The sequence below is a fragment of the Streptomyces abyssalis genome (genome assembly GCF_001751365.1).
GTDB classification, from domain to species: Bacteria; Actinomycetota; Actinomycetes; order Streptomycetales; family Streptomycetaceae; genus Streptomyces; species Streptomyces abyssalis.
Window position 1 is genome coordinate 829,296 of record NZ_LJGT01000040.1, and the last position, 26,029, is coordinate 855,324.

At 71.0% G+C, this 26,029-nt stretch carries 23 protein-coding genes; 14 read left to right on the forward strand and 9 right to left on the reverse strand.

Annotation, left to right across the window (positions count from 1 at the left end):
* Window positions 1-68: 68 nt before the first annotated feature.
* Window positions 69-2,096: a hypothetical protein gene (locus AN215_RS18495; protein ID WP_245694540.1), complete on the reverse strand. Its 2,028-nt coding sequence runs from the start codon at window positions 2,094-2,096 to the stop codon at window positions 69-71.
* A 214-nt stretch (window positions 2,097-2,310) separates the two neighbouring features.
* Here AN215_RS18495 and AN215_RS18500 point away from each other — a divergent pair, with 214 nt between their 5' ends.
* Complete coding sequence (locus AN215_RS18500; RefSeq protein ID WP_079123174.1) at window positions 2,311-2,721, forward strand: ester cyclase; 411 nt, start codon at window positions 2,311-2,313, stop codon at window positions 2,719-2,721.
* 73 nt (window positions 2,722-2,794) lie between these two features.
* On the opposite strand, the gene AN215_RS18505 is transcribed toward AN215_RS18500, so the two are convergent.
* The 5 genes from AN215_RS18505 to AN215_RS18525 all read right to left on the reverse strand — a co-directional run bounded on the left by AN215_RS18505 (window position 2,795) and on the right by AN215_RS18525 (window position 10,760).
* The gene (locus tag AN215_RS18505) at window positions 2,795-5,908 is read right to left on the reverse strand and encodes an alpha-N-acetylglucosaminidase (RefSeq protein ID WP_070012093.1); all 3,114 of its coding nucleotides are present in this window, start codon (window positions 5,906-5,908) and stop codon (window positions 2,795-2,797) included.
* A 108-nt stretch (window positions 5,909-6,016) separates the two neighbouring features.
* On the reverse strand, window positions 6,017-6,673 hold the full coding sequence (locus tag AN215_RS18510; protein ID WP_070011822.1) for a response regulator transcription factor: 657 nt from the start codon (window positions 6,671-6,673) through the stop codon (window positions 6,017-6,019).
* A gap of 159 nt (window positions 6,674-6,832) precedes the next feature.
* Window positions 6,833-7,720: a Gfo/Idh/MocA family protein gene (locus AN215_RS18515; protein WP_070011823.1), complete on the reverse strand. Its 888-nt coding sequence runs from the start codon at window positions 7,718-7,720 to the stop codon at window positions 6,833-6,835.
* Window positions 7,717-8,088 carry a 5-carboxymethyl-2-hydroxymuconate Delta-isomerase gene (locus AN215_RS18520; protein ID WP_070011824.1) on the reverse strand — a complete coding sequence of 124 codons (372 nt, stop codon included), beginning with the start codon at window positions 8,086-8,088 and terminating at the stop codon, window positions 7,717-7,719. Before AN215_RS18520 ends, AN215_RS18515 begins: the two co-directional genes overlap by 4 nt.
* 242 nt (window positions 8,089-8,330) lie before the next feature.
* Window positions 8,331-10,760, reverse strand: a complete 2,430-nt coding sequence (locus AN215_RS18525; RefSeq protein WP_070011825.1) for an MMPL family transporter — start codon at window positions 10,758-10,760, stop codon at window positions 8,331-8,333.
* 327 nt (window positions 10,761-11,087) lie between these two features.
* Between AN215_RS18525 and AN215_RS18530 the strand changes: the two genes are divergently transcribed.
* From AN215_RS18530 to AN215_RS18540, 3 genes are all read left to right on the forward strand, one after another.
* A complete protein-coding gene (locus AN215_RS18530) occupies window positions 11,088-12,419 on the forward strand; it encodes a sensor histidine kinase (protein ID WP_070011826.1) in 1,332 nt (443 codons plus the stop codon).
* Window positions 12,420-12,502: 83 nt separating this feature from the next.
* Window positions 12,503-12,874 carry a GNAT family N-acetyltransferase gene (locus tag AN215_RS18535; protein ID WP_245694541.1) on the forward strand — a complete coding sequence of 124 codons (372 nt, stop codon included), beginning with the start codon at window positions 12,503-12,505 and terminating at the stop codon, window positions 12,872-12,874.
* A gap of 49 nt (window positions 12,875-12,923) precedes the next feature.
* Window positions 12,924-13,445 carry a DinB family protein gene (locus AN215_RS18540; RefSeq protein ID WP_070011827.1) on the forward strand — a complete coding sequence of 174 codons (522 nt, stop codon included), beginning with the start codon at window positions 12,924-12,926 and terminating at the stop codon, window positions 13,443-13,445.
* Between the two features lie 343 nt (window positions 13,446-13,788).
* Here the strand turns inward: AN215_RS18540 and AN215_RS18545 are convergent, their stop codons facing one another.
* Window positions 13,789-15,573 carry an NsdA family TPR-like regulatory protein gene (locus tag AN215_RS18545; protein WP_245694542.1) on the reverse strand — a complete coding sequence of 595 codons (1,785 nt, stop codon included), beginning with the start codon at window positions 15,571-15,573 and terminating at the stop codon, window positions 13,789-13,791.
* A 277-nt stretch (window positions 15,574-15,850) separates the two neighbouring features.
* Here AN215_RS18545 and lipB point away from each other — a divergent pair, with 277 nt between their 5' ends.
* The 3 genes from lipB (at window position 15,851) to AN215_RS18565 (ending at window position 18,796) form a co-directional block, all read left to right on the forward strand.
* Window positions 15,851-16,645 carry a lipoyl(octanoyl) transferase LipB gene (gene lipB / locus AN215_RS18550; protein WP_070011828.1) on the forward strand — a complete coding sequence of 265 codons (795 nt, stop codon included), beginning with the start codon at window positions 15,851-15,853 and terminating at the stop codon, window positions 16,643-16,645.
* 160 nt (window positions 16,646-16,805) lie between these two features.
* The gene (lipA, locus tag AN215_RS18555) at window positions 16,806-17,744 is read left to right on the forward strand and encodes a lipoyl synthase (protein ID WP_070011829.1); all 939 of its coding nucleotides are present in this window, start codon (window positions 16,806-16,808) and stop codon (window positions 17,742-17,744) included.
* Window positions 17,745-18,103: 359 nt separating this feature from the next.
* Window positions 18,104-18,796, forward strand: a complete 693-nt coding sequence (locus AN215_RS18565; RefSeq protein ID WP_070011831.1) for a DUF4191 domain-containing protein — start codon at window positions 18,104-18,106, stop codon at window positions 18,794-18,796.
* 163 nt (window positions 18,797-18,959) lie between these two features.
* On the opposite strand, the gene AN215_RS18570 is transcribed toward AN215_RS18565, so the two are convergent.
* Window positions 18,960-19,430 (reverse strand): RDD family protein, encoded by a 471-nt coding sequence (locus AN215_RS18570; protein WP_070011832.1) that lies wholly within the window; start codon window positions 19,428-19,430, stop codon window positions 18,960-18,962.
* Between the two features lie 201 nt (window positions 19,431-19,631).
* Between AN215_RS18570 and glnA the strand changes: the two genes are divergently transcribed.
* Complete coding sequence (gene glnA, locus AN215_RS18575) at window positions 19,632-21,047, forward strand: type I glutamate--ammonia ligase (RefSeq protein WP_070011833.1); 1,416 nt, start codon at window positions 19,632-19,634, stop codon at window positions 21,045-21,047.
* 151 nt (window positions 21,048-21,198) lie between these two features.
* Here glnA and AN215_RS18580 read toward each other — a convergent pair whose 3' ends face one another.
* The gene (locus AN215_RS18580; protein ID WP_171904219.1) at window positions 21,199-21,855 is read right to left on the reverse strand and encodes a GOLPH3/VPS74 family protein; all 657 of its coding nucleotides are present in this window, start codon (window positions 21,853-21,855) and stop codon (window positions 21,199-21,201) included.
* Between the two features lie 262 nt (window positions 21,856-22,117).
* Here AN215_RS18580 and AN215_RS18585 point away from each other — a divergent pair, with 262 nt between their 5' ends.
* From AN215_RS18585 to AN215_RS18610, 6 genes are all read left to right on the forward strand, one after another.
* Window positions 22,118-22,312, forward strand: coding sequence for a hypothetical protein (locus AN215_RS18585; RefSeq protein ID WP_070011835.1), 195 nt, complete (start codon window positions 22,118-22,120; stop codon window positions 22,310-22,312).
* 54 nt (window positions 22,313-22,366) lie between these two features.
* The gene (locus AN215_RS29885) at window positions 22,367-22,579 is read left to right on the forward strand and encodes a hypothetical protein (RefSeq protein ID WP_070011836.1); all 213 of its coding nucleotides are present in this window, start codon (window positions 22,367-22,369) and stop codon (window positions 22,577-22,579) included.
* A gap of 103 nt (window positions 22,580-22,682) precedes the next feature.
* Complete coding sequence (locus AN215_RS29310) at window positions 22,683-23,555, forward strand: HTTM domain-containing protein (RefSeq protein WP_139140757.1); 873 nt, start codon at window positions 22,683-22,685, stop codon at window positions 23,553-23,555.
* On the forward strand, window positions 23,552-24,592 hold the full coding sequence (locus tag AN215_RS29315; RefSeq protein WP_070011838.1) for an alpha/beta hydrolase: 1,041 nt from the start codon (window positions 23,552-23,554) through the stop codon (window positions 24,590-24,592). The genes AN215_RS29310 and AN215_RS29315 overlap by 4 nt, the downstream gene beginning before the upstream one ends.
* Complete coding sequence (locus AN215_RS18605; RefSeq protein ID WP_070011839.1) at window positions 24,592-25,212, forward strand: hypothetical protein; 621 nt, start codon at window positions 24,592-24,594, stop codon at window positions 25,210-25,212. Before AN215_RS29315 ends, AN215_RS18605 begins: the two co-directional genes overlap by 1 nt.
* Window positions 25,209-25,979 (forward strand): class I SAM-dependent methyltransferase, encoded by a 771-nt coding sequence (locus AN215_RS18610; RefSeq protein ID WP_070011840.1) that lies wholly within the window; start codon window positions 25,209-25,211, stop codon window positions 25,977-25,979. The genes AN215_RS18605 and AN215_RS18610 overlap by 4 nt, the downstream gene beginning before the upstream one ends.
* Window positions 25,980-26,029: the final 50 nt, after the last annotated feature.

The window sequence follows — 26,029 nt, forward strand, 5'->3', positions numbered from 1 at the left end:
TACGGGCCAGGCGCCGGGCCCCTGGCCCGGCGCTGCTGTTCCGGCGCTCCTGTTCCGGGGGCGCCGGCTCAGCGCCGCTTGCCCAGCTTCTCGCCGTTCGACAGCCGCGCGGAGAGCTTCACCTTCGCGTCCTTCTCCGCGGACATCATCAGCTTGCGCCCCTGCGCGGTGCCGTTCGGACCGTCCGATCCGCCGGACGCCCGGATGCTCGTCACCTTGCGGCTGCCCGCCGCCAGCACATACCAGTTGCCGGCTTCGGACTTCCACAGCGTTCCGCTCACCACGTGCGGCCGGCGCGGCCCGCAGGCGGTGGTGTTCACCGCACGCCCGTTGAACACCGCCTGCTCGCCCGGCTCCATGCCGGACCGCCGGAAACCGGTGAAGATCCGCGCGCCCTCGCCCCGCCACGTCTCACCCCGCGTGCACGTCCAGGTCGCCGAAAGGGTGCCGCCCGGCAGCGTCTGCGTCGCGAACTTCCAGGAGTTGACCGAGCGCACACCGCTCCCGACCAGCATACGGAATCCGCAGGCGGTGCGGGCGAGCCTCGACCGCACCGAGGCTCCCGTCGCCTCGTGCACCTTCTTGCCGGGGTTCCCGCCGGTGATCCGCGCCGCCGTCAACTCGCCCAGATCCGTGTAGAGACGACGTGTGGAGTGTCCCGGCGTGGACCCCGAGGTGGACAGCAACAGCCCAGGCCAGCGGTGGCATGCGCGCCCGCGGTCCGAAGGGGCCGTCAGCGAGGTGAGCACGCCGTCGTCCTCGCGGCTGAGCCGCCGGCCGTCGTCGTCGGGCTGCAGCAGATCGACCTCGGCGGCCTTGGAGACCCAAGGCGCGGTGAGATAGCGGACGTTGGAGTCGCTGCGCGAGATCACCAGCGCACCCGACTCCGCCGTGTCCGCCCCGTCCGTACGCGCCATGTCCAGCACGGCGCCGCCGCCGTCCGCGCCCTCGGGCTCGGCGTAGCGCGCCACCCGCAGCCCGTCGTGGAGCAGGACGATACGGGCGCCGTCCACCCGTCCCGCGTACAGCAGCTGGGGCGGACCTGAAGGCGGCCCGGCAGGAGTCCCCGGCGTCACGGACACCGTCACCTTTCCGCCGGGACGGGCCCACACGGCCAGGGCACGGCGCAGCAGACCACGGTCGCGGGTGAGGTCGCCGCGGGCGGGCCACGCGGAGAAGTCCGCGCGGGACGACTCCTTCCAGGCGTCGGCCGGTACGCGGGTCAACGCGCCCGGATCCAGGGCCTTTTCGGCCACCGGGTTACGGGCGTAGGGCGGCGCGGCCGCACCGTCGGGACCCCATGTACCGCCGGGCAGCCCCAGCAGGGCGCCGCAGACGACGACCGCCGCGAGAGCCGCGAGGGCCGCGCGCCGGTGCTGACGGCGCTTGAGCAGATCGGTCGGCCGTGCCTGGAGGGAGCACGGGTCGAACTCCGAAGGGCCGAGCACCGGCCGGTCCTTGCTGCCCGCCGGCAGCCGGATGGCACCGGCCTCGGCGAGCGCCGCGGCGGGATCCTCCACGCCGGCGGACCCGAGCATGCGGCACACCTCTTCGTCCGGCATGCCCTCCCAGCCGCGCAGGGCGCAGGCCGCGCGCGCGGCACCCGAGACCTCCGACAGCGACTTCTCCAGGGCGAGTTCGTACGCGCCGCCCGAGCGCGGGAACAGCCGGAGTCCGAGGACGAGCGGAAAGAGACCCGGCCGCACGGGCAGCGGCCGCAGCCTCAACGGGCCGAGGCGGCGCGGCCGTTCACCGGAGAGCGCCGCGCGCAGCACTCGGGCGGTGAGGTAGACGTAGGCGTCGCCGCGGGGAGCGTCGCCGGCGCCCTCCTGCCGGGCGGCGGTGTCACCGTCGCCCGCACCTCGACCGTCACCGTCGCCGCCGTGGCCCGCGGCGCCGGCGTCGGAGCCGCCGCGCCGCTGCGCCGGCAGCGGCCTCACCTCGTCGGAGCCGCGGCCGCGCGGCAGCGCCCGCTGCACCAGCGAATGCGCCGTCAGCACACGGCGGTGCCGGGCGAGCGAGGGCGGCAGGACGAGATAGGCCAGCCGCACCAGGCGCGGGTAGTGCTCGACGAGCGCCGCCTGGGCCTGGTCCACGTCGACGGGTCCGGCCGGTGCCGTTGAATGCTGCGAAGTCGCTTCCGAAAGGGCCACGTTCACGAGAACGAACGACAGGTGGCTTGGTCACCTGGCCCATCCGGTGTGCCGGTGCCGCGACCCGCGTACCGTCGGCCTGGGGCCGAGGGCCGTATCCGTACGTACCCCCGCGGCGTGGGGGACCACTGGAAGTTGCGACAGGGACGGAGCGGCCATGAACGGACAGGACCCCGGCCGGAATCCGAGCCAGGGCCCCAGCCACGGCCCCAGCCAGGAGGGGCCGCTGCACGCGCTCTACCGCCGCTGGCTCGATGATCTGTGGAACGGCAGCCCCGGCGCCGCGGCCGGGATCGTCAGTCCCGACTTCACAGGCCACTGGCCGGGACGTGAGGTGAGGGGACCGGAGGGTCTCGCCGCGGCGGTCACCGAACTGCGGGAGATGTTCAGCGAGATCTCCTTCACGCTGGAGGTGGGCCCCTTCGTCGAGGGCGACCTGGTCGCGGCCCGCTGGACCGGCCGCGGCGTCACGCCGGAGGGCACGGTGACCTTCACCGGCAACGACATCCTGCGGGCGAGCGAAGGCCGCTTCGCCGAATACTGGGTGGGCACGGTTACGCAGCCCTGAGCCCTGAGCCCTGAGCCCTGAGCCCTGAGCCCTGAGCCCTGCCACCGCTCGCTCGCGGGGCGGGCCCCGGGGGTCAGCGCACGTCCCAGTCGCGGAACTCCACCGTTCCCCGGGTTCCCGTGCCGCCGTTCGTCGCCGACATGAACATCCCCACGTCCTGCCGCGAGAGCACACCCGAGACCGTGACGGTGCCCACCGAGCGCCAGTTCGCGCCGTCGTCCCTGGACAGCTCGCCGTGGAAGGAGCGCCCGTCGCGGCTGAGCCGCAGCGTGACGGGGGCACCGACGCCGCTGACGCGCTCGTAGGTGTCGAGCTCGCCGTCGCCGTCCGAGTCGTACGAGAGCACCACGCCGTTGTCCGGTGTGACCGACAGGTTGACGAAGCCGCGCGAGGCGGCGCCGGGCAGTTCGTTGCGGGCGATGAGCCCCGCACGTGCCCACGGCCCCGTCACCTCCTGCGAGGTGACGTGCACGGTCGCCGAGACGCCGTCCCGCATGGCTTTCTCGCGGTAGACGGCACCGAAGTGGGATGTGCCCCTCCACATGTCGTCGCCGGCGCCGTTGACGGCGAAGCGGCGGCCGAGCTGGCCGAAGACGGCGTCGTTGGTGCTGACCGTCGACAGGTCGTCGTCCAGTGGCCCGGCCACGTAGAGCTTGCCGGGCTGGGGCATCCGCACCCGGCGCTCGCCCTCGGGGCCGTACTCGACCGCCAGTTCGTAGTCGAGCGGCTTCAGCGGGTCCTTGAGCTCGTCCTTCGGCGCCCGCACCAGCCAGGAGACGGCGGCGCGGCTGCCCTGTCCGACGCGGAGCACCGAGGTCGAGCCCTGCGGCTCGGCGTCCTTCAGGCCGGTGAGGGAGAAGTCGACGGTGCCCGTGGCGCGCAGCCCGCTCTCGTTGCGGAAGACGGCCTTGAACTTGCCGGACGAGCCGGGAGCCAGGGTCGCCGGATCCGACTCGACGGCGAGGCTCCCCTGGAACGGGGCCTTGGCAAGCGCGGCGTGCACGCGCTGTGCGGTGCGGTGGACGTCGCCGGAGGGACGCTGCGGGTAAGTCTTGTGCTCACGCGTCCAGGCCTCCTCCTTCTCGTACCAGTCGAAGCTCTTGGGCGTCCTGCCGTCCGCGAGGGCGTCCTCCAGTTCCTCCAGGTACTCGCGCCACTGCGGCTCGTGGAAGTCGCCGATGAGGCCCTGCCAGTCGCGGTTGGCGTAGTTGGCGAGCCTGCCCTTGTCGGCTGCCGGCCGGTCCGCCCACGCGGTGATCAGCGTGCGCGCGGTGAGTTCGAGCTTGTCCTGCTCGGCCGCCTCGTCCCCGGCCAGGTTCCGCGCCTGAGCCAGCCAGGGGCCGAGCAGGAAGGCACGGTGGGTGCCGGCGACCTCGTCGCTCAGTTTCATCAGCGACAGCCACAGGTTGCTGATCTTGCGGAAGGATTCCGCGTCCTCCTGCTGGTACGCGGCCTTCAGCCTGCCGATGAGCAGCCACGAACGGTTGGCGAGGGCCTGGCGTGCGACGTCGGCGAGGTCGTAGCGGTAGGCGTCGCTGCCGCGCAGCGACTCGCGCACGTCCAGCAGCGCGGTCAGCGCGGCGTCGAAGTCCGCGAGATCGAAGGCCGGGTTGTGCGTGGCGTAGTGGGCGCCGGCGCGGGCGTCGAGGCTGGGGCGGGCCGCGAAGATGCTGTCGTGCGGCCTGCCGTCGGCGCTGATGATCTCGTACGCCGTGCCGCGCAGGGCCGAGAGGGCGCCGCGTGCCTTCTCGTCGTCCCCGCCGTAGCGCAGCCGTGCGTAGTTGGCGAACCACTGCTTCCGGTCGACGGCCTCCTCGCGCCACGCCAGCTCGCTGAAGAGTTCGAAGGCGAGCGGGTCGCGGTGGGTGGACTCCGGCATGTAGGCGGTGCCGACGAGCTTGCTGCCCGATTTGTCCCGCCACTGCGTGAACCGCTCGGCCCACATCTGGGTCTTGGCGCCCATCGTGGTGCGTCCGCCGAAGTTGGGGATGGTGCCGAAGGCGTAGGGCACACCGCCCCAGTCGGTCTCGCGGCTCTTGATCTTCTCCAGGTCGGAGAGACCGTCGACGACGAGTGCGCGGTTCTTGTGCTGAAGCGAGTCGAGCAGTTCGCGGCGGGGGTTCTTCTGCCAGCCGAGGATCATCCACGTCGCGCCCGGCAGCGCGGTCTGCAGCGCCTTCTCCACGGCCCGCGCCGCGTCCGGGACGGGTACGTTGCCGGCCTTGCCGCCCTCGTGCAGCAGGTCCATCTTCACGTGGCGGATCTCGCCGAAGACGTCCTTCTGGTGCTTGTAGTACGCGGCCGCGACCTTGCGGAAGACCGACGTGCGCGGGTCGAGCCACGCGGGCCGGGTCAGCCCGTTCCAGTCGCCCTGCGGGACGGTCGTACCGCCCGGGTTCCGGTCCGAGAAGTCGTCGGGGACGGTGCCGAAGTAGCCGGGCAGCACGGCGTGCATGCCCAGTTCGCGCAGCCGCGTCACGATGCGGCGGCCCAGGTCCTCGCGCTTGTTCAGCAGAGCGGTGGAGACGGGACCGCCGTACTCGGAGAGGTTCTGCAGCAGCCACCACGGCTGGTGCGAGGGTGCGGGGATCCACTGGCGGGCCTCGACGTCGGAGTAGCCGAAGTCCTTCAGCAGACGGTGGTAGACGACCTCGGAACCGGTCGTCACCAGCACCTCGTTGCAGCCGTGCAGCGCCATCACGTCGATGAAGCGCTCCCAGTGGTCCCAGTCCGCGTACGGGGCGGTGTAGCCGTCGTGCGTGTCGTTGAGCATGAAGCGGTGCGGCACGGTGGCGCTGCGCTCGTACGGGCTGCCCGGCGCCGGAAGCCGCTCGGGCAGATCGGTCTGGCTGCCCGACCAGGAGATGTGGGCGGCGCACGTGTACTTCAGATACCAGTGCAGACCGGTGAGAGCGACGGCCGGAGAGCTGCCGGCGACCTCGATGCTGCCCGCGCTGCCGGAGACCTTGAAGCGCTCCTCGCCGTCCGTGAGCGCGGTGAAGGAGATCTGGTCGTGGTGGTCGGGGAGGAGACGCCGCACGGCGGCCGAGGCGTGTTTCATGTCGGGGGCCGCCGCGGTCTGGAATCCGGGGACGGCCGCTGCCGGACCGGCGCTGGGTCCCAGCGCCACACCCGCTCCGAGTGCTCCGGCCGTACCCAGAAGTGTGCGTCTGTTGATGTCCTCCACGGCGTGCTCCACTTCTCCGGCAAATGACGGTCACCGCTGACACATGTGGTGCGCACGCTAATGGAGTGTTGTGTGCTTATACGAGAGGGCGCGGCAAGATAATGCTGGTCAGCCCCGGTCGGACCCGTCCAGATAAGCCAGCACCGCGAGCACGCGACGGTTGTCGTCGTCGGAGGGCGGAAGGCCCAACTTCCCGAAGATGTTGGACGTGTGCTTGGCCACGGCCCGCTCGGTGACGACGAGCTGAGTGGCGATCGCGGCATTGGAACGGCCCTGCGCCATGAGTTCCATCACTTCCCGCTCGCGCCCTGTGAGCTTGGCCATGGGCGCCTCCTGCGAACGCCGCGAGAGCAGCTGCTGGATCACCTGCGGGTCCATGGCGGTGCCGCCCTCGGCGACCCGGCGCACCGCGTCGATGAACTGGTCCGCGTCGAAGACCCGGTCCTTGAGCAGATAGCCGACGCCGCCCGTGCCGTCCGCGAGCAGCTCCCGCGCGTACAGCTGCTCGACGTGCTGCGAGAGGACCAGCACCGGCAGCCCGGGGCGCTCGGCGCGGGCCTCCAGCGCGCACTGCAGCCCCTCGTCGCTGAAGGACGGCGGCAGCCGCACGTCGACGACGGCCACATCGGGCTCCAGGTCCTTCAGCGCCCGGCTCAGCTCGGGTCCGTTGTCCACGGCGGCCGCGATCTCGAAGCCGAACGCCTCCAGCATCCGCACCAGGCCGTCGCGGAGCAGGAACAGGTCTTCGGCGATGACGACGCGCACGGATTCTCCACGGTGGACGGAAAGCTGGGATGCGGCGAATCTACCGGCCCGCGGGGGCAGTTGCGGGCTTACGTCCGGTATACGTCCGGCATGCGTACCGATCTGTGACCGGACCCCGGGGCCCCGCCCGCCGTCCCGCGCCCTCCCCGGTACCGCCGGCTACTGCGGCAGGGCCGCCTCCGCGCTCGTGAGGATGTCCGTCACCCGCTGCGCGAAACGGACATCGCAGGGGTGCGCCTCGCCAGTACGCACCGACTCGGCCAGCGCGTCCACCGCACGCGAGAAGGCGTCGACGGGCGACTCGTCCCGCCCGGGCAGCGTCGCCACACCCGCCGCGCCCCGGACCTCGGCGGTGACGCCGGCCGCCGCGGGCGGCACGGAATGGCTGAGCGTGCAGGTGCTGGAAGCGCCCTGCGCATGCCGGAGGACCATGTGGACGGTGTCGCCGGTGCCGCGCCCCGCCCTTACCGCGTCCAGGTCGTCGACATCGCCGAGCACCGCCAGCAGTACGGACAGCGCGTGCGGCCCGACGTCCCACAGGGCGCCCTTCTCCCGGCGCCAGGGCGATGCCGTGTACGGCGAGTCGGCGCCGCCGAAGACGGGGGAGAGCCAGTCGGCGCGGCCCGTCAGCCACCCGCCCGTCGCGGCCTGCTCCTCGATCCACGCTGCCGTCGGCTCGCTGAAGCGCAGCGTGAAGAAGACCACCGACGAGACGCCCGCGGCATCCACCGCGGCGGTCACCTGGCGTGCCGCACGGGGCGTCGTCGCCACAGGCTTGTCCAGCAGCAGATGGCAGCCCGCCTCCGCCGCGCGCACGGCCAGCGGTGCCTGGATGTCGGGCGGCAGGGCCACGGCGATCGCGTCGCAGTCGCTCAGCAGCGCGTCGACGTCGTCGTAGGCGCGCGTGCCCAGCTCGCCGGCGAGCGCCCGGGCGGCTTCGGAACGGCGCCCCCACACGCCGGTCAGCTCGGCGTCCTTGTGCGAGGCCAGGGCGGGGCCGTGTGTCCTGGCCGCCCAGGGGCCGGTGCCGAGCAGTCCGAATCTCATGCGTGATCCTCTTCGGTGTGACTGGCGAAACTGCCGCGGGAGAGGTCGCAGACGTCGACGGAAGTATGCAGCGTGACGCCCGGCGTCGGCTTCACGTGGTCGCGGGCGAGGCCGAGAACGGCGCGGGAGAGTTCGGCCTTCGCCTCGGGCGTACGGCCCGAGAGCAGCGCGACCTCGACGTGGAGCAGCGCGACCTCGTCCGTGCCGTCCGCGATCACGCATTCCTCGATCTGCCGGAAGCGGGTCTTGCAGCCGGTCACGGAACCCACGACGGTGCGGGCGAGCAGGGGGTGCAGGGCGAGCCCGAAGCCGCGGCGGTCGAACGTGTCGGCGAGGGCGTCTGAGTAGTCGACAGTGATGTGCGGCATGGGTGCAGCGTACGGGCTGGGGCTGCGCCTCACGAGGGAAGCTCGCCGGATCGGGCCATGTGCCCGCACACGCGCAGGAAGGCCTCCGCTAACGCTCTGAGCTGCGCAAACGTGCCCCCGGTCGCTGCGGCTGGGTGTGCCGCGGCGACCGGGGGCGGGTGACCGGGCCATGTGACGGGACGCGGCCGGGACACGACCCGGCGCCCGGAGTGGCTCGCGTCCCGGGCTTCCGGCGGCCCGTGTCAGCGGGAGCGTGCGGCCGGAGCCGAGCCGGCTGATGAGCGGTGGGCCGCGTGGCCGTCGTCGGACCGGACGGCGGCGTGCGGTCCGTCGCCGTACGGCCCGGCGGTCTCCGCGGGGTCGCCGTGTGACAGGTCCGGCAGCCGGCGGAGCATGCGTGGCATGTACCAGTTGCGCTCGCCGAGCAGCATCATCACGGCGGGCAGCAGCACCATCCGTACGAGCGTCGCGTCCAGCAGCACGGCCGCCGCGAGCCCGATGCCCATCTGCTGCATGTCCTGCATGGACAGCGTGCCGAAGACGGCGAACACCGTCACCATGATCACCGCCGCGCCGGTCACCGCACCGGCCGTGGCGCGCACTCCCTCACGGATCGCCTCCCGGGTCTGTGCGCCCCGCTCGTGCGCCTCCCTGATACGCGAGACGACGAAGACGTGGTAGTCCATCGACAGGCCGAAGAGGACCACCAGCACGAACAGCGGCATCCACGACTCGATCGCGCCGACCGCCTCCGTGCCCAGCAGCTCCGCGCCCCAGCCGTGCTGGAAGACGGCCGTCATCACGCCGTAAGCAGCTCCCACGGAGAGCAGGTTGAGCACGACCGAGGCGAGCGCGACGGGCAGCGAGCGGAAACTCACCAGCATCAGCAGGAACGTGACGGCCGTGATGAAGACGAGGACCGGCACGATGCCGCGGTGCAGCTGGTCGTTGAAGTCCATCGAACCGGCCAGCTCGCCGCCCACGTACGCCTGACCGTCCTCGGCCACCGGCGTCAGGACTTGCGGCACCAGCGTGCCGCGGAGCCGTTCGACCGCCGCCTTGGAGGTGTCGTCCGTGCCGTCGCCCGCCAGGGGCACGGTGATCTCGGCGACGTCAGCGGAGCGGTGCACCACCGTCTCGACGCCTCTGCCGAAGTGCCCGTCGGAGCGGGCTCGGTCGGTGAACTCCGTGATGGCGGCACGTACTTGGGGCGCACCGATGTCGTCGGCCCTGAGTATCACCCGGGCGGGCGCCGGGCCCCCGGGGAAGGTGTCGCTGATCGCCTCGCTGGAGGTGCGCAGCGGCGAGCCGGAGGGCATCTGCTTGTCGAGGGTGAGCTGTTCGGTCTTCATGCCGAGCATCGGCGCGGACAGTACGAGCATCACCGCCGCCGCAAGCACGGCGAACACCTTCGGCGCGGCCAGTACGGGACGCAGCACTCCGGCCGAGATCCGTCCGCTCTCACGGTGTCCGCTCTTGCGGTGCCCGCCGATGCGCTGTCCGCTCTCGTCCTGCCCGTTCCCGGTGTGCTTCCCGCGCCTGCCCTGCCGTGCGCGGCGGCTGCCGCCGGTGAACGGGAGCCTGCCCCGCTCGACGCGGTCGCCCAGCCAGGACAGCAGCGCGGGCAGGATCGTCACCGAGCCCAGCATCGCGATGAAAACGACCAGGATCGTGGCCACTGCGAAGCCCTTGAACATCAGCAGCCCGGACAGGAAGAGCCCGGCCATCGCCACCATCACGGTGAGCCCCGAGACCAGGACCGCACGTCCGCTGGTGGCGGCGGCGATCCGCAGCGCGGTCTCCGCGTCCCGGCCGGCCGCACGCTCGTCCCGTTCCCTGCGCAGATAGAACAGGCAGTAGTCGATGCCGACGGCGAGGCCCATCAGCAGCATCACGGAACTTGTGGTGTCGAAGATGTGCAACTGGTGGCTGACCACGGCCAGCAGTCCGTTCGCCGCGACGAACGCGGTGACGGCCAGTGCCACCGGCAGCAGCGCGGCCACCAGCGCCCCGAAGGCGACCAGCAGGATGCCCAGCGCCAGCGGTACGGCCGTCCACTCGGCCTTGGCGAAGTCGTCGCCGAGCATGTCGCCGAGCCACTTGTCTGCGCTGGCCTGCCCGTACTGGTGGACGGTGACGCCCTCGCCCTCGTGTGCCGCGCGTACCTTCTCCACGGCGTCCATGACCGGCTGGACCCGCTCGCCCGCGCTCTCCGCCTCGCCCTTCATCCGGAACTCCAGCAGGCCCGCCCTGCCGTCCTCCGACGGGACGGCGCGGCGCACCTGCTCGGCCTCGCCGGTGGCCTCCACGGCCGTGGCGACCTCGCCGGCGACCTGCTGCCAGCCCTGCCGGCCCTCACCGGTCACCATGACCATCTCGCCGGCGGGCGCCTCGATCCCGGCGTCCTCCAGGATGCGTTCGGCGCGGGCGGAGTCGCCCGACATGCCCTCGGACTCGTTCATCTCGGCCACACCCGTGACGCCGCCCGCGGCCGCCGCCAGTACGACGAAGAGCAGCCAGCCGAAGACCGCCGTCCTGCGGTGGCGTGTGCTCCAGCCGCCGAGCCGTGCGGCCAGGCCGGGACGGCGTCGTCGTGGCCTGTGCTGCGGCCCCTTGTCCGTGTCCGGCAGCCGGTCTCTTCGAGACGCTGCCTGCTCCGGCGTATCGAGCATTCGAACTCCCCCTCTTCCAGGGCTGTCCCGGCGGGAGCCGGGGCCATGTCGATCGGTCGCATCGACGCTAGGAAGCGGCGTCCGGCCTCCACAGCCGCCGAGGTCCCCTCTTCGGGGAGGGGGCCGGAGGAGTGCGGGGGTGTCGTCAGGTACACCGTCGTACGGGTGCCGGTCCCCCTGCCCGTACGGACCGGCGCGGCGCACACTGGAGCGGAACCCGGCGCACGGAACAGCCAGGGCACGCGAGCGGCGAGCGGCTGCGGGGGCCAGGCAGAAGGAGCGGCAACGGTGAATCAACGATCAGCAGCGGGGACCGGGACCCTCGACATGACCCCGCGGCCGAGCGCGGGGGAGGGGACGGCGGGGCCGGCGCTGCGCAAGCGTGTCCAGGCCTCCCTTCTGGCTGCGGCGCGGGGGCTGGCGCTGTGCCTGCTGTCGCTCGGGGTCTCCCTGGCGCTGTTCATCGCCAGCGTCCTCTCCATCGTCTTCATCGTGCTCGGCGTCGGACTGTTCACGACACCCGCGGTGACGCACCTGGTGCGCATGCACGCCAATCAGCGGCGCCGGCTCGCCCACGACTGGACGGGCATCACCGTCCCACCCCCCTACCGGCCGCTGCCTCCGGCCGTCGGCGCCGGCGGCACCGTCCGGCGCTGCATGCGGTTGCTGCGGGACCCGGCGACATGGCGGGACCTGATCTGGCTGCTGACCGATGCCGTCTTCGGCTTCGTCACGGCGCTCTTCCCCGCCGCGCTCGTCGGGTACGGCATCGAGGGCTTCGTCATCTTCGCCGGCGTCTGGCGTGCCGTGCAGCACAACTACTGGTACGCCTTCATCCCCGTCGAAGGCTTCGGTACGGCCACCCTGTGCGCGGGCCTCGGTGCCCTGCTGATCGTGCTCGCGACGAGTGTGAACCCGTACTTCATCAAGGGGCACTTCCTCATCGTCAAGGGCATGATCTCGCCCAGCCGCGGAGCACAGCTGGAACAACGCGTCGAGCGGCTGTACGAGACACGCCACGACGCCGTCGACTCCTCCGCCGCCGAACTGCGCCGCATCGAACGGGACTTGCACGACGGCGCGCAGGCACGTCTGGTCTCCATGGGCATGAGCCTCGGCACGATCGAGGCGCTCATCGAGAAGGACCCGGCGCAGGCGAAGAAGCTCATCGCACAGGCACGGGAGAACTCCGCCGAGGCGCTGACCGAACTGCGCGACCTCGTACGGGGGATCCACCCGCCGGTGCTCGCCGAACGGGGCCTCGGCGACGCGGCCAGAGCACTGGCCCTGCGCATGCAGGTCCCGGTCGAGACCGACGTCGAGCTGGACGGACGGTTCGCCGAACCGGTCGAGTCCGCCGCGTACTTCGCCATCAGCGAGGTCCTCACCAACGCCGCCAAGCACGCACGGGCCGAACGCGTATGGCTCGACGTCCACTTCGCGGAGGCGGCGGCGGTGGACGGACGCGGCCAGGGCATGCTGCGCATCGCCGTCACCGACAACGGGCGGGGCGGCGCCGACCTCGGCAAGGGCTCGGGGATGGCGGGCATCGAGCGGCGGCTGGGCCAGCTCGACGGCATCCTCGCCGTGAGCAGCCCGCCGGGCGGTCCGACGATGGTGACGATGGAGATCCCGTGCGAGATCCTGCGTCGCCGATGAGCGGACCGCCGGGAGCGGGGCCGGAAGCCGGGCCGGGCGCAGGACCGCGACCGGGACCGTCCGCTGCAGGGGTCCGGCTGGAAGTGTCCGAGCCGCTCGGTGACGGCGAGCTCAACGCCCTCTTCGCCGCCTCCTGGCCGCAGCACGGGCACACCGACTTCGCCGCCCGGCTGCGGCGCAGCCTGCTGTGGGTCGCCGCCTTCCGCGGCGACGAACTCGTCGGCTGGGTCAATGTCGTGGGCGACGGCGGGGTGCATGCCTTCGTGCTCGACACCACCGTTCACCCCTCGGTGCGGCGGCAGGGCGTCGGAGTGCGCCTGGTGCGCCGCGCGGCTGACGAGGCAGGGCGTGCAGGCGCCCGTTGGCTGCACGTCGACCACGGGGAGCACCTCACCGGCTTCTACGAGCGGTGCGGCTTCGCACCGACGGCGGCGGGGCTGCGGTGGCTGGGTTGAGCCCAGCTCTGCGGGGCGCATTGTCAGTGCCCGGCCGTAACGTTCGGCCATGACCTGGACCACTCCCGAAGTGCAGCGCCCGGACCGCACGTACACGGCGGACGAGAGGACGGCGCTGGAGACCGCGCTGGATTTCCAGCGGGCGACATTCCTCCACAAGTGCGGCGGGCTGAACGGCGAGCAGCTCGTGATGCGGCCGGTCGGCCGGTCCACGCTCTCCCTGCTGGGCCTGGCCAGGCACCTGGCCGGTGTCGAACGCTGGTGGTTCCGCAACCACTTGGACGGCGAGAAGGACCTGCCGTGGATCTTCTTCACGGAGGACAACCTGGAGGGCGATTTCGACGACGGCACCGCGGAGAGCGCCCGCGGCGACTTCGAGATCTACGAGCGTGAGGTCGCGGCGGCGCGTGCCGCCGCCGCCCGGCATTCGCTGGACGACACCTTCCGCCGCCCGAAGGGCCAGGTCCAGGACCTGCGCTGTCTGTTCCTCTACATGACGGAGGAGTACGCACGTCACAACGGCCACGCGGACCTGGTACGGGAGCACATCGACGGCCGCACGGGGGACTGACGCGCGGCCGCCGCCACACGCCTGCCCGCCCTCTACGGCACCGCTCGTCCGGCACGGCCCGTCCGGCACGGCTAGTACGCACGGCCCGTCCGGCTCCGGGCTCCGCCCGGGGGCTCCCCGGGCCCGGCGCCCGCCACGCGGCCGGTGCCGGTGTCGCCGCCGGTGCCGGCGCGCGGCCGCGGCACCGCTGCGCGGCGGACGCCACCAGGCCGTAGGCCCGGTCGCAACGGACCGCCGGTCAGGGGAAGTTCGGCCGGGTACGCCGACGCCCGGCCCGAGCCCCGAGCCCGAGCAACGAGCCCGGCACCGGTTCACACCGGCCCGGCCACTCGCCGGGGACGGCTCAGTGCAGTGCCGCCACGCGTTCGCGGTATCCCCGTACCGGTGCGGCGTCCCTGTAGGGCTCCAGCCGCCGCTCGAAGTCCCGTACGTACTCGTGCGCGCGTACCGACCGCATCTCCGCCGCCTGCTGCGCCGCCTCGGCGGCCAGCGCGCACGCCTGCTCGACCTCGCCGAGCCCCAGCCGCGCCGTCGCCAGCACCACCCGGCAGAAGAGGCGGCTGCGCGCGAACCCCGTGCCGCGCAGCTGCAGTGAGCGCTCCGCGTGCTGCGCCGCCGCCCGGTACTGCTGAAGGTCCCGGTGGCAGTGCCCGCTCTCGTCCGCCAGCTGCGCCTCGTCGAAGAGGCGTGCCCAAGGCGGCACGTCCTCACCGGACTTCGCCGCCTCCAGCGCCCGCTCGGCGCGCGCCAGCGACGACGTGCACGCACGTACCTCGCCGAGCACTCCGTGTCCGCGTGCCTCCGCCGCATGCAGCAGTGCCTGCACGAGCGGCGGGGCCGTGCTGCCCACGCCCTGCTGCGCCACGCGCGCCAGCTGCACCGCCTCCCGGCCGTGCCCCAGATACACCGCCTGCCTGCTCATCGTCACCAGCACATAGCTGCCGTACGCCCGGTCGCCGGCCGCCTGTGCGAGGCGCAGCGCCTGCACGAAGTAGCGCTGGGCCAGCCCGTGCGCAGCGATGTCGTACGACGTCCAGCCGGCGAGCCGCGTCAGGTCGGCGGCGGCGCCGAAGAGCCGCCGGCCCAGCTGCTCCCCGTAGACGCCGCGCAGCATCGGCTCCGCCTCGTGTTCCAGGTAGCGCACCAGGGCCTGGCGGGCGTGACCGCCGCCGTAAGCATGGTCGAGGGCGCGGAAGAGTTCCCCGACGGAGCGCAGAGCGTTGACGTCGCCGACGGAGACCCGTTGGCCGGGGCCGCGCTCCGTGCGGTCCGGACGTTCGGCGGACCGCACTGCTCCCGCGGCGCCGGCGGCGGCCCGCGTCAGGTGACCCGCGGGCGTGAGGCCGCCTCCGCCCGCACGGAGGCCGCCCGGCCCAGGCGCCGGACCGCGCACCTGGGAGGGCACCCGGGCGCCCGCGACGCCGTGCCGCGCCGCCGCACCCGCGGTGCCGGGCCTGCCGAGGCCGCCCGTGAAGCCGTCCGGACCGGCGCCCGGTCCGGCGGAGCCCGGCCCCCCGTCGGGGTCGACTCCCCGGGCGACCCGCTCGTCGGGGCGCCCGATCAGCCAGTCACGGCTGGGCACGACCAGCCCGGCAGGGGTGAAGGCGATCTTCCGCAGCTCCGCGTGGCTGCCCGAGTCCTTGCGCCACAGCCCGCTGACGATGTCCACTGCCTCGGACGGCGTCGCGGCGAACTCCAGCCCCGCATACACCGGCGCGCACGCGTCCAGGCCCAGATCCTGAGCGGTCAGGCGCCTGCCGAGGCGGCGGGTGAAGACCTCCGCGATGAGCGCGGGTGTCGTGCCGCGCGGCTGCTGGCCCCGCAGCCAGCGCGTGACGGACGTCTTGTCGTAGCGCAGGTCGAGACCGTGCTCCAGGCCCAACTGGTCCACGCGCCGGGCCAGTCCGGCATTGGAGAAGCCGGCTTCCGCGATGAGCGCGGAGAGTTGACGGTTGGGCACGCGCTGCGCCGAGGACTGCGCCGTCGGCTGTGGCGAGGACTGCGCCGAGGACTGCGACGAGGACACTGCGGACGGAGAGGACGCCGCGGACCGGCCCGGAGCCGGCGAGGACTGGCTGGGGGAGGGGGAGGACTGGGCGGCGGAGTCCCCGGAACGTTCGGTGGTCATCAGCTTTACGGGCTCCTGAGCTGCGGCTTGCTGCAGGCGCCGTGGCACCCTGCGGAACGGCGCGAACTTAGCGGCCCTGCCCAGGCCACTTGCCCGCTTCGCTGCCCTTTTCATCCATACGTGTGAGGAGGTGCCCGGCTGCCGGGAAGGGCCGCCGCGGCCGTACAGTTTTCTCCAGGGCGGGTCCCGCGCGACCCGTCCCGCACAGGCCGGCCACCCCCGCGGGGACCGGCCGCCCCGGCACAGCCCGTGCCGGCGGCACGAAATTGGAGGAGCCGTGAGCGAGCTGCGCTTTGTCCGTCTGGGATTCGGCGCCGGAGCCGTGGGTTACGAAGAGGCGTGGCAGGAGCAGCGCCGCGTGCACGCGGCCCGCTTCGCGGACGAGATCCCCGACACCTGTCTGCTGCTGGAGCACACTCCCGTCTTCACGGCGGGCCGCCGCACCGAGCCGAGCGAGCGGCCCGTGGACGGCACCCCCGTCGTCGACGTCGACCGCGGCGGGAAGATCACCTGGCACGGTCCGGGGCAGCTCGTCGGCTATCCCATCCTGAAGCTGCCGCGGCCGGTCGACGTGATCGCCCACGTACGGAGGCTGGAAGAGGCCATGATCCGCACCTGCGCCGACTTCGGTCTGCACACCACGCGGATCGAGGGCCGCAGCGGCGCATGGGTCCTCGGCGACGCCGCGGCCCGGCCGGGCAAGGATCTCGGCGGCCTCTCGCTCGACTTCGACCCGCACGCGGACGCACGCGAAGACGACGAGTACGACGCCCGGCTCCAAGGCCCCGAGTACGCCCCCTCCAACGCGGGCCAGCGCGGTGAGGACCGCAAGATCGGCGCGATCGGCGTCCGCGTGGCGAAGGGAGTGACCATGCACGGGTTCGCGCTCAACTGCGACCCGGACAACACCTGGTTCGACCGCATCGTCCCCTGCGGCATCCGCGACGCGGGTGTGACGTCGCTCTCCAACGAGCTGGCACACGGCGTGCCGGTGGCCGACGTGCTGCCCGTCATGGAGAAGCACCTGCGCGAGGTGCTGGAGTCGTCCGAGCCGCTGCCGCGCGCCGTGTGAGCCGCCGCCTGCGCCCCGGCTCCACCCGGATCCCCGCCCGAGGTCGCGCCCGCACAGGACCGCGCCCTGCGTCTGTGAGGCCACCGGCGGTGGGAGGCACGGGAGCGGTGGGCGTACCCTGAAGTTCGCCGAGGAATCGAAAGTACGTAGGGAGCCGGACGTGTCCGCTGTCGCACCCGACGGTCGCAAAATGCTCCGCCTTGAAGTCCGCAACAGCCAGACCCCCATCGAGCGCAAGCCCGAATGGATCAAGACCCGGGCGAAGATGGGCCCCGAGTACAACGCGCTGCAGGACCTGGTCAAGCGCGAGGGGCTGCACACGGTGTGCCAGGAAGCCGGCTGCCCGAACATCTTCGAATGCTGGGAGGACCGCGAAGCGACCTTCCTCATCGGCGGCGAACAGTGCACCCGCCGCTGCGACTTCTGCCAGATCGACACCGGCAGGCCCGCCGAGCTCGACCGTGACGAGCCGCGCCGCGTCGCCGAGTCCGTCGAGCAGATGCAGCTGCGCTACGCGACGATCACCGGCGTCGCCCGCGACGACCTGGACGACGGCGGCGCCTGGCTCTACGCCGAAACCGTGCGGCAGATCCACGAGTTGATGCCCGACACCGGCGTCGAGCTGCTCATCCCCGACTTCAACGCCGTACCGGAGCAGCTCGCCGAGGTCTTCTCCTCGCGCCCCGAGGTGCTCGCGCACAACGTGGAGACCGTGCCGCGCATCTTCAAGCGCATCCGCCCGGCCTTCCGGTACGAGCGCTCGCTCGAAGTGATCACCCGGGCCCGCGAGGACGGCCTGGTCACGAAGTCCAACCTCATCCTCGGCATGGGCGAGACGCGCGAAGAGGTCAGCGAGGCGCTGCGCGACCTGCACGGCGCAGGCTGCGAACTCATCACGATCACCCAGTACTTGAGGCCTTCCGCCCGCCATCACCCCGTCGAGCGCTGGGTGAAGCCGCAGGAGTTCGTCGAACTCCAGCAGGAGGCCGAGGAGATCGGCTTCGCGGGCGTCATGTCCGGGCCGCTGGTGCGCTCTTCGTACCGTGCGGGCCGTCTGTACAAGCAGGCGATCGAGGCGCGTGACGCCCGGGCGGCGTGACCGGGACCACTCCGTGACGGGGGCTGCGGCGTGACGTTGGCCGCATCGGCTTTCGCGGCCTTTGACCCGCTCGTCATCCGCTGGTAACACCTAACGGTGACGATGGCTGTACATACCGTTCACGACATCCCGTTCACGGCAGCCACGTGACTCACGGAGGGGAACCGTCTTGCGGACCACGCTGCGCGCGCTGGAAAGCTTCGAGAGCCTGCTGATGGGCAGGGGCCACCGGACAGCATGCCGAAACGCCTGGACAGCGGTCCTCGAGGACCGCCGCCGGGCCACGGCACGCACCGAGGCCCAGCGAGTACTGGAGGCCGCGGCGGAGCGAAGGCCGGCCGCCACGTAAACTTCCCCGCATGGCGAGGAAGGAAGACTCCGAGAACAACCCGGGGCGGCTCAAGCAGATCGCTCTGACGTACAAGATGACCCGGCGTGCCGACCGGAAGATCGGCCTGATCCTGGCCGGCGTGGGGCTTGTCACCTTCGGTGTACTCCTCGCCGTCGGCTTCCTGATCGGTCATCCGGTCTACGCCGGAATCCTGGGCGTGATGCTGGCCCTGCTGGCGATGGCGATCATCTTCGGGCGCCGGGCCGAGCGGGCCGCCTTCGGGCAGATGGAGGGACAGCCGGGCGCCGCGGCGGCCGTGCTGGAGAACATCGGCAAGGGCTGGACGATCACGCCTGCCGTCGCGATGAACCGCAGCCAGGACGTCGTCCACAGAGCCGTGGGGCGCGCAGGCATCGTCCTCGTGGGCGAAGGCAACCCCAACCGGCTGCGGTCGCTGCTGGCCTCCGAGAAGAAGCGCATGGCCCGCGTCGTCTCGGACGTGCCCGTGCACGACTTCATCGTGGGCGATGACGAAGGCCAGGTGGAGCTGAAGAAGCTGCGCACCAAGCTGCTGAAGCTGCCGCGCGTGCAGACGGGCCCGCAGACCACGCAGGTCAACGACCGGCTGCGCGCGATGGGCGACCTGATGAGCAACATGCCGATCCCGAAGGGCCCGATGCCGAAGGGCATGCGGATGCCGCGGGGCCAGGGCGGTCGCTGAACACTGCCGCGACGGGCGGGCCTGCCGGCGCGGCCGGCGGGCCCGACGGTCCGCGGTACCGGCGGTCCGGGCCTCGAAGCCGTAGGTGGACGTGCGCCGCCCGCGTCCGCAGCCGTATCCCGTAGGGGTGCCCGGGTCCGCGTCCGGGCGTCCGGGGTGCTGCCTACATCCGCACTTGGACGGTGCCGGAGAGCCGGTCGTGCAGGCCGCGTCCGTCGCGGTCCCATACCAGCGCCGGCACGGCCAGCCCCAGCAGGGCCGTACGCACGGCCACCCGCCACAGCGCCGGCCGGCCCAGACCCTCGACGGTCACCACGCGCAGCCTCAGCAGCCGTTTGCCCGGGGTGCTGCCGACGGTGCCGACCGTCAGCAGACTCATCACGAGGAACACCGCCAGCGCCCAGTTGTCGGCGCTGCTCAGGTCACCGCCCGCGAACAGTCCGTACGCGATCAGCACGGAGACCGCCCAGTCGCTGAACAGCGCACCCAGACGGCGCCCCACCGGCGCGATCGAGCGGGGCCCCTCCGCGGGCAGCCCCAGCCTCTCACCCCGGTGGCCGAAGTCCGCCCCCATGTCCTCGGCCGCGGCGCGGGGGCCGGACAGCCATGAGCCGATGGCATCCCTGTTGTTCACAGGACAACGGTATCGCGCGCGGAAATGACCTTGTTCGCAGGTCATCGGACACGGGCAGGGCACTGGTTAACATCAGCGAAACAACTGGGTCACGCTTGAGAAATCGTGCCTGCCTATCGTCGGCCACAGCGCGTGCCCACCCGCACCGGCCCGCGCCCCGAGCAATTCCCGTCCCTCCGCGGCGGGACTAGGAGGAAATGGATGTTCCAGAACGCCGCCGAGGCCAAGAAATTCATCGCGGACAACGACGTGAAGTTCATCGACGTCAGGTTCTGCGACCTGCCGGGAATCATGCAGCACTTCACGGTCCCGGCCGATTCCTTCGACCCGGACGAGAGCCTGATGTTCGACGGTTCCTCGATCCGCGGCTTCCAGGCCATCCACGAGTCGGACATGGCGCTCGTCCCCGACCTGAGCACGGCCCGGCTGGACCCGTTCCGCTCCGAGAAGCACCTCAACATCAACTTCTTCATCCACGACCCGATCACCGGCGAGCAGTACAGCCGTGACCCGCGGAACGTGGCGAAGAAGGCCGAGGCGTACCTCGCGTCCTCCGGCATCGCCGACACCGCGTTCTTCGGTCCCGAGGCGGAGTTCTACGTATTCGACGACGTGCGCTTCGAGACCAAGGCCAACGCCGGCTACTACCACATCGACTCCGAGGCCGGCGCCTGGAACACCGGCACTATCGAGGACGGCGGCAACCGCGGCTACAAGGTCCGCTACAAGGGCGGCTATTTCCCCGCCCCGCCCGTCGACCACTTCGCGGACCTGCGTGCCGAGATCTCCCTGGAGCTGGGCAAGGCCGGACTCCAGGTCGAGCGCCAGCACCACGAGGTGGGCACCGCCGGACAGGCCGAGATCAACTACAAGTTCAACACGCTGCTCGCCGCCGCCGACGACCTGATGCTCTTCAAGTACGTCGTGAAGAACACCGCCTGGCGCAACGGCAAGACCGCCACGTTCATGCCCAAGCCGATCTTCGGTGACAACGGCTCCGGCATGCACGTCCACCAGTCGCTGTGGAACGAGGGCTCCCCGCTCTTCTACGACGAGCAGGGCTACGCGGGCCTGTCCGACATCGCCCGCTACTACATCGGCGGCATCCTCAAGCACGCCCCGTCGCTGCTGGCCTTCACCAACCCGACGGTGAACTCCTACCACCGTCTGGTCCCGGGCTTCGAGGCGCCGGTCAACCTGGTCTACTCGCAGCGCAACCGCTCCGCCGCGATGCGCATCCCGATCACGGGCTCCAACCCGAAGGCGAAGCGCGTGGAGTTCCGCGCTCCCGACCCGTCCTCGAACCCGTATCTGGCCTTCTCGGCGCTGATGATGGCGGGCCTCGACGGCGTCAAGAACAAGATCGAGCCGGCCGAGCCGATCGACAAGGACCTCTACGAGCTGGCCCCCGAGGAGCACGCGGGCGTGCCGCAGGTCCCGACCTCCCTCCCCGCGGTCCTCGACGCCTTGGAGGCGGACAACGAGTACCTCCAGGCGGGCGGTGTCTTCACGGCCGACCTGATCGACACCTGGATCGAGTACAAGCGCGAGAACGAGATCGCCCCGATGCAACTGCGGCCGCACCCGCACGAGTTCGAGCTGTACTTCGATATCTAGGAAGGGGGCCGGTCGACCGGCCTTCGACGCTGCGTGGTTTCGGTGGCCCGCGGAAGCGCCTTTCCGGCGTCTTCCGCGGGCCACCGCCTGTTTCCACCCTCATGTGCACCGGATGTGCACCGGGCGCCGGATCGGCTGACGGGTCAGGTCACTAGCTGGTGCCGGCGACGGCGGCGCCCACGGTCGCGGCGCCCACGACGGCGACGAGTTCGTACTGCATTGCCTCCAGGGCCCTGCGTACTGCGGGAGCGGCCCAGTTGTCATGTGCCAGCTTCGCCGTGCGCCGTTCGACGTCCCGGGCCGGGACCCCGGGGAAGGCGCACTCGTACAAACCAGCAGCACTGAGCACAACCGCCAAGCCGACGGTGCGTTCATCCGGTGTCTCGCCCCGTAGCACCACACCGGCCAACCGATCGCGGAGCGCGACCTCTACGGAGCTGTCGAGCGTGGGGTAGCGACGTGTGGTGAACAGCCCCAGCGTCCTGCACACCTCCTCGCGCACTGTCCCCCTCTCCCGAAGCCGGTCCAGTGCCCTACCGCGAGCGCTCTTACGGAGCTCACGCACCCAGCTCTGCGCGGTGGCCGGCTTCTCGCGTGCGGCCAACACCGCAAGCACGTCGTCCAGTACGGCAGAACCCACAGGTGTCCGGTCGGCTACGACGACCTTGTGGTGGTCCACGTCGAGCCGCCCTGCCAAGGCCAGTTCAAGCAGGACAGCTCCGGCGGCGGCGCAATCTGTCCGCCACGGCTCCGGAAAGCGCCCCCGAGCGTCAATGGAGAGCAGAACCACCTGCTCGTCGAGTGTCATTCGCATACCCACAAAACTCCCACACGGCCAGCGGCCTAATGGAGGCCTGATGCTGCCGCATGAGAGGCAGCAAGATGACACCAAAACCCCTTCGTTCGGAGATTGACGCATGCAATCGTTTGTGATGCCGGAAGCGAGCTGCCGAGGAATCCAATCACCATCCTGGTGACGGGATTCCAGGTCGCGATTTCCGCGCACTCGGCTCCCGAGTCCGGTGCCGAACGAGAAACCACGAAAGCACGAGAAAGAAGGAGACACACTCATGTTGCTTGAGAAGGTCAACAACAGTCACCTGCTTGAGGCCGTATCGATGGACGTCGCGAACGTGGAGGACCTGTCGTCGGCCGAGCCCGTCCTGTCCACCCCGGCTGCCGCTGCCGGCGGAGCCCTGGTTACCGCGGGCGCGTTCGGAGCCGGCGTCGGGCTCGGGGTCACCCAGGCCCAGGCTGACGGCTGACAGCCGCCACATCAGCGCCCCAAGCAGAATCAAACCGTCGCTCAAGGAGTGAACGTGACTGCAATCTCCATCAAGGTCAACGCAAGCCAGGAACTCGACGGCGTCTCGATCCACGCCGGTGAGAACGAGTGGAACGGCCGGATGTCTCCGGTCCTCGCCACCCCTGCCGCGGTCGGCGCCGGGCTGGCCGGCGCAGCCGCCGTCGCCGGTGCGGGAGCTGCCGGCATCGCGGTCGGAAACGCCGCCGGGCAGGCCGCGGGCGGCTGACCCGCCTCGCGCGATGCCGCCTCTCGATAACCACGTGCTACCCACGCCGGTGAGAGGCGGCGCATAACTCCTATGACCGGGGAAGGGAAAGGGAAAAGCGAAAATGAACATCTCCTCTGCGGCACGGAGATTACTCTCCTCCCCGGTCATAGGCCGGGAGCGCGGACTGACCACCGCGGAACAGCTCAGCGCGACCGCATATCTCATGAGCAGCCTGGAAATACTGGCAGCCGAACGCGACCGCCAGAAAGGCGGTTTGAACAACTGGGATCTGGCCAGGGACAATTACTCATGGGCACCGCCGAAGGTGCGCGAGTCGCTCGACTTCATCGCCAGGCCGGACGTGACCCGGTGGATCCACGGGGCCCGCGCACTTGCCAGCGCCTCGCTGCTCGTACCGGGCACCGGTCGGCACCACCGCGCTGCCGCGAACGGCTTCCTCGCCCTCACCTCGGTCGCCATCTACCCGAGGCACCACTACGGCACCGACGGATCGGACCAGCTCTCCTTCCTCGTGCAGTCCGCGGCCATGATCGCCCGATTCGGCCAGCGGCAGCCGGCACTCGTCGACAGCTGCCTGTGGTACGTGGCGCTCCAGGCCACTCTCTCGTACGCGACATCGGGCTATGTGAAGATCGTCAGCCCTCTCTGGCGCTCGGGCGAGGCCCTGCCGGGCATCATGCGCACCGAGACCTACGGGGACCGCAAGGTCTACGACCTGATGAAGCGCTATCCCAAGGCATCCCGGAAGCTGGCGCACGCGGTACTCGCCATGGAGTGCGCCTTCCCCGCGGTATTCCTCGCCAAGGGACGCCTCACCCCGGCGATGCTCGCCGGACTCGGCTCGTTCCACGTGGTCAACGCCCGGGTGATGGGTCTGAGCCGTTTCGTGTGGGCCTTCCTGGCGACCTACCCCGCGATCCTCTACGTCACCCAGAGCCGCGAGTCCACGAAGCCCGGCGGAGGCAGCCGATGACCGCAACCACGAGGATCACGATGCCCCCAGTACGCAACGACGCGCTCCCTCGCATCGCCGGCGGCCTGCTGAGCGCCGTCGTCGCGAGCGGGCTGACCGTCCAGCAGCTTCGACACCGCAGGGTGCTGCGCGGTCAGGGCGACGAGTCGTTCTTCGAGACGTCCACGGGCAACGTGCTCGCCTATCAGCTCACCGAGGCCGAAGGGCCGGATTCGTCGCCTGTTCTGGTCTGCGAGACCGGCCTGTGCTCCACCGTGGAGCACTGGACCTGGCTACGCCGCATGCTCGGCCGCGACCACCCGGTTCTGGCGTACAACCGGGCCGGGTACGGACGAAGTGAGTACCGGCTGCGGGAGCCCTTCTCCCTTGCCGCGGCCGTCGCCGACCTGCGCGACCTGGTCCGTGAGGTCTGCCCCTCCAGGCCGGTGGTACTCGTCGGACACTCGCTCGGCGGCCATCTCACGCTGCGGACGATCGAGCCGCTGCGCGATCTGGTGATCGGTGTTGTGCTGCTGGACCCCAGCCACCCCGCTGAGCTGCTGCGGTCGCGCATGCAGGCCGACGGCGCCAACGTGTTGACCTCCGCTCTGGCGCTCATGCCGGAGTCCGCCCGGCTCGGTCTGGGCAGCCTGCTCGCCTCGCCTCCCTGGCTGCGGTGGCTGCCTGAGGACATGCGGCCGCTGATTCTGGACCAGTTCCGCGACTGGAAGCTGTGGAAGGCCACCGTTCGTGAATGGCGCGCGACCCACACCGAGTTCCTCAACCACGACGGCGTGCTGCCGAAGGTCGGTGTACCGCTCCGGCTGGTGGCCGCGGCCACCACGCACGCCAGGGATCCGATCCAGGCCGGGTTGCACCGGGAGCTCGTTGGCACGTCGCCCGACGGCGACCTGTGCCTGATCGAGGACGCCAGGCACGACGAGCTCGTGATGAACGAACAGCCCGCGGCCCAGGTAGCAGAGCTGATCCGGGAGTTCACCGTCGGGCTCCGCACGTGCGGGCTCCGCCCAACACCCGATGCGCCGGAGGTGCGCTGATGTTGCTGCCCAGGACCAAGAGCGAAGTGATGAGGCGGGCGGTGGAGCTCGGCTTCGCGAGCTGGCTGACGATCACGATACTGAGCCAGCACCCGAACACCACCTTCGATCGGCTTCGGACAGGCGACAAGGTCGGGCTGCTCATACCCAACTGGCGGTTCTTCGCCCCGACCCCCGCCCAGCACGACTACCACCTGCTGTACCGGACGCTGGACACCGACGGCGAGCAGTCCGCCTGGCGGTCCGCATCACAGATCAACAAACGGAAATGGGCGCACGCCGTCTGGTTCCCCGGACGCCGTCAGGAGAAGGCCATCTTCGACGTGTGCGGCGAACTGGGCCGATTGATCGTCCGTAAGGACGTGAAGGTCACCGACAGCGCGGCGTACCGGCTGCTTCGCGACTTCGTCACCCGGCACCTCGACGAGTCCGACCCGCGACGGGGCTCGCTCAAGGGCTTCCAGTTCCTGGTGGTGCTCTACAGCGGGCACGACGACTCCGAGGACCCGCAGTACTCCTTCATCTCTCCCTTCATCCGGCTGCCCGAGCCAGACCCCACGGACCACGCCGACGACGCCGATCACGCTGGCGCCGCAGACCGATTGGAGCCCGCGGCATGACGAAGAGCGAGGCCGCGCCGCAGGTCGACGACCCCGGCTACGGCCGCAGGTTCGCCGACTTCTACGACAAGCTCTTCCCCAAGAACGCCGGTGCGGAGGCGACTGCCGAGGCCCTCGCATCCATGGCCGGTGGCGGTCCCGCCCTGGAACTGGGCGTGGGCACCGGGCGGATCGCCATACCGCTCGCCGAACGCATCGGCGCTGTCATCGGCGTCGACTCCTCCCCGGAGATGCTCGAGGAACTGCGCCGCGACGTGGAACGCGCCGGCGCTCCGGTCCAGGCCGTTCACGGTGACCTGCGCACATACGAGGACGAGTGCAGCTATCCCCTCGTCTACTTGGTGTGCGGGACCCTCTCGATGGTGCTCGACCCCGAGCAGCAGCGGCAGGCGGTCGCCAGGGCCGCACACCGCGTCGCACCGGGCGGCCGCCTGGTGATCGAGAACTTCAACACCCCGGGAATCCTTGCCATGAGCCAGGACAGCGGGCACTTCACCTCCTTCGCTCCTTACCCGGACCCCAACACCGGGCTGCTCACCTCCTGGTTGGTCGAGAAGGACACGGGTCTGTGGCAGTCGTCCCACGCCTGGTTCGAGGACAACAGCTTCCGCATCGCCTCCGACGTCAACCGGCTCATCCCGCCGGAGGAGGTCGACCGCTACGCCATCGCGGCCGGGCTGGAACTGGTTCACCGCTGGTCGGACTGGCAGGGCACGGCATACGACGAGCGCGGCGCGATGTACATCGCCGTCTACGAGGTCCCCTGACGGGATGGTGAGACGGGCCGGCGAGCCCGGCGCGGAACCCACCGGCCCAC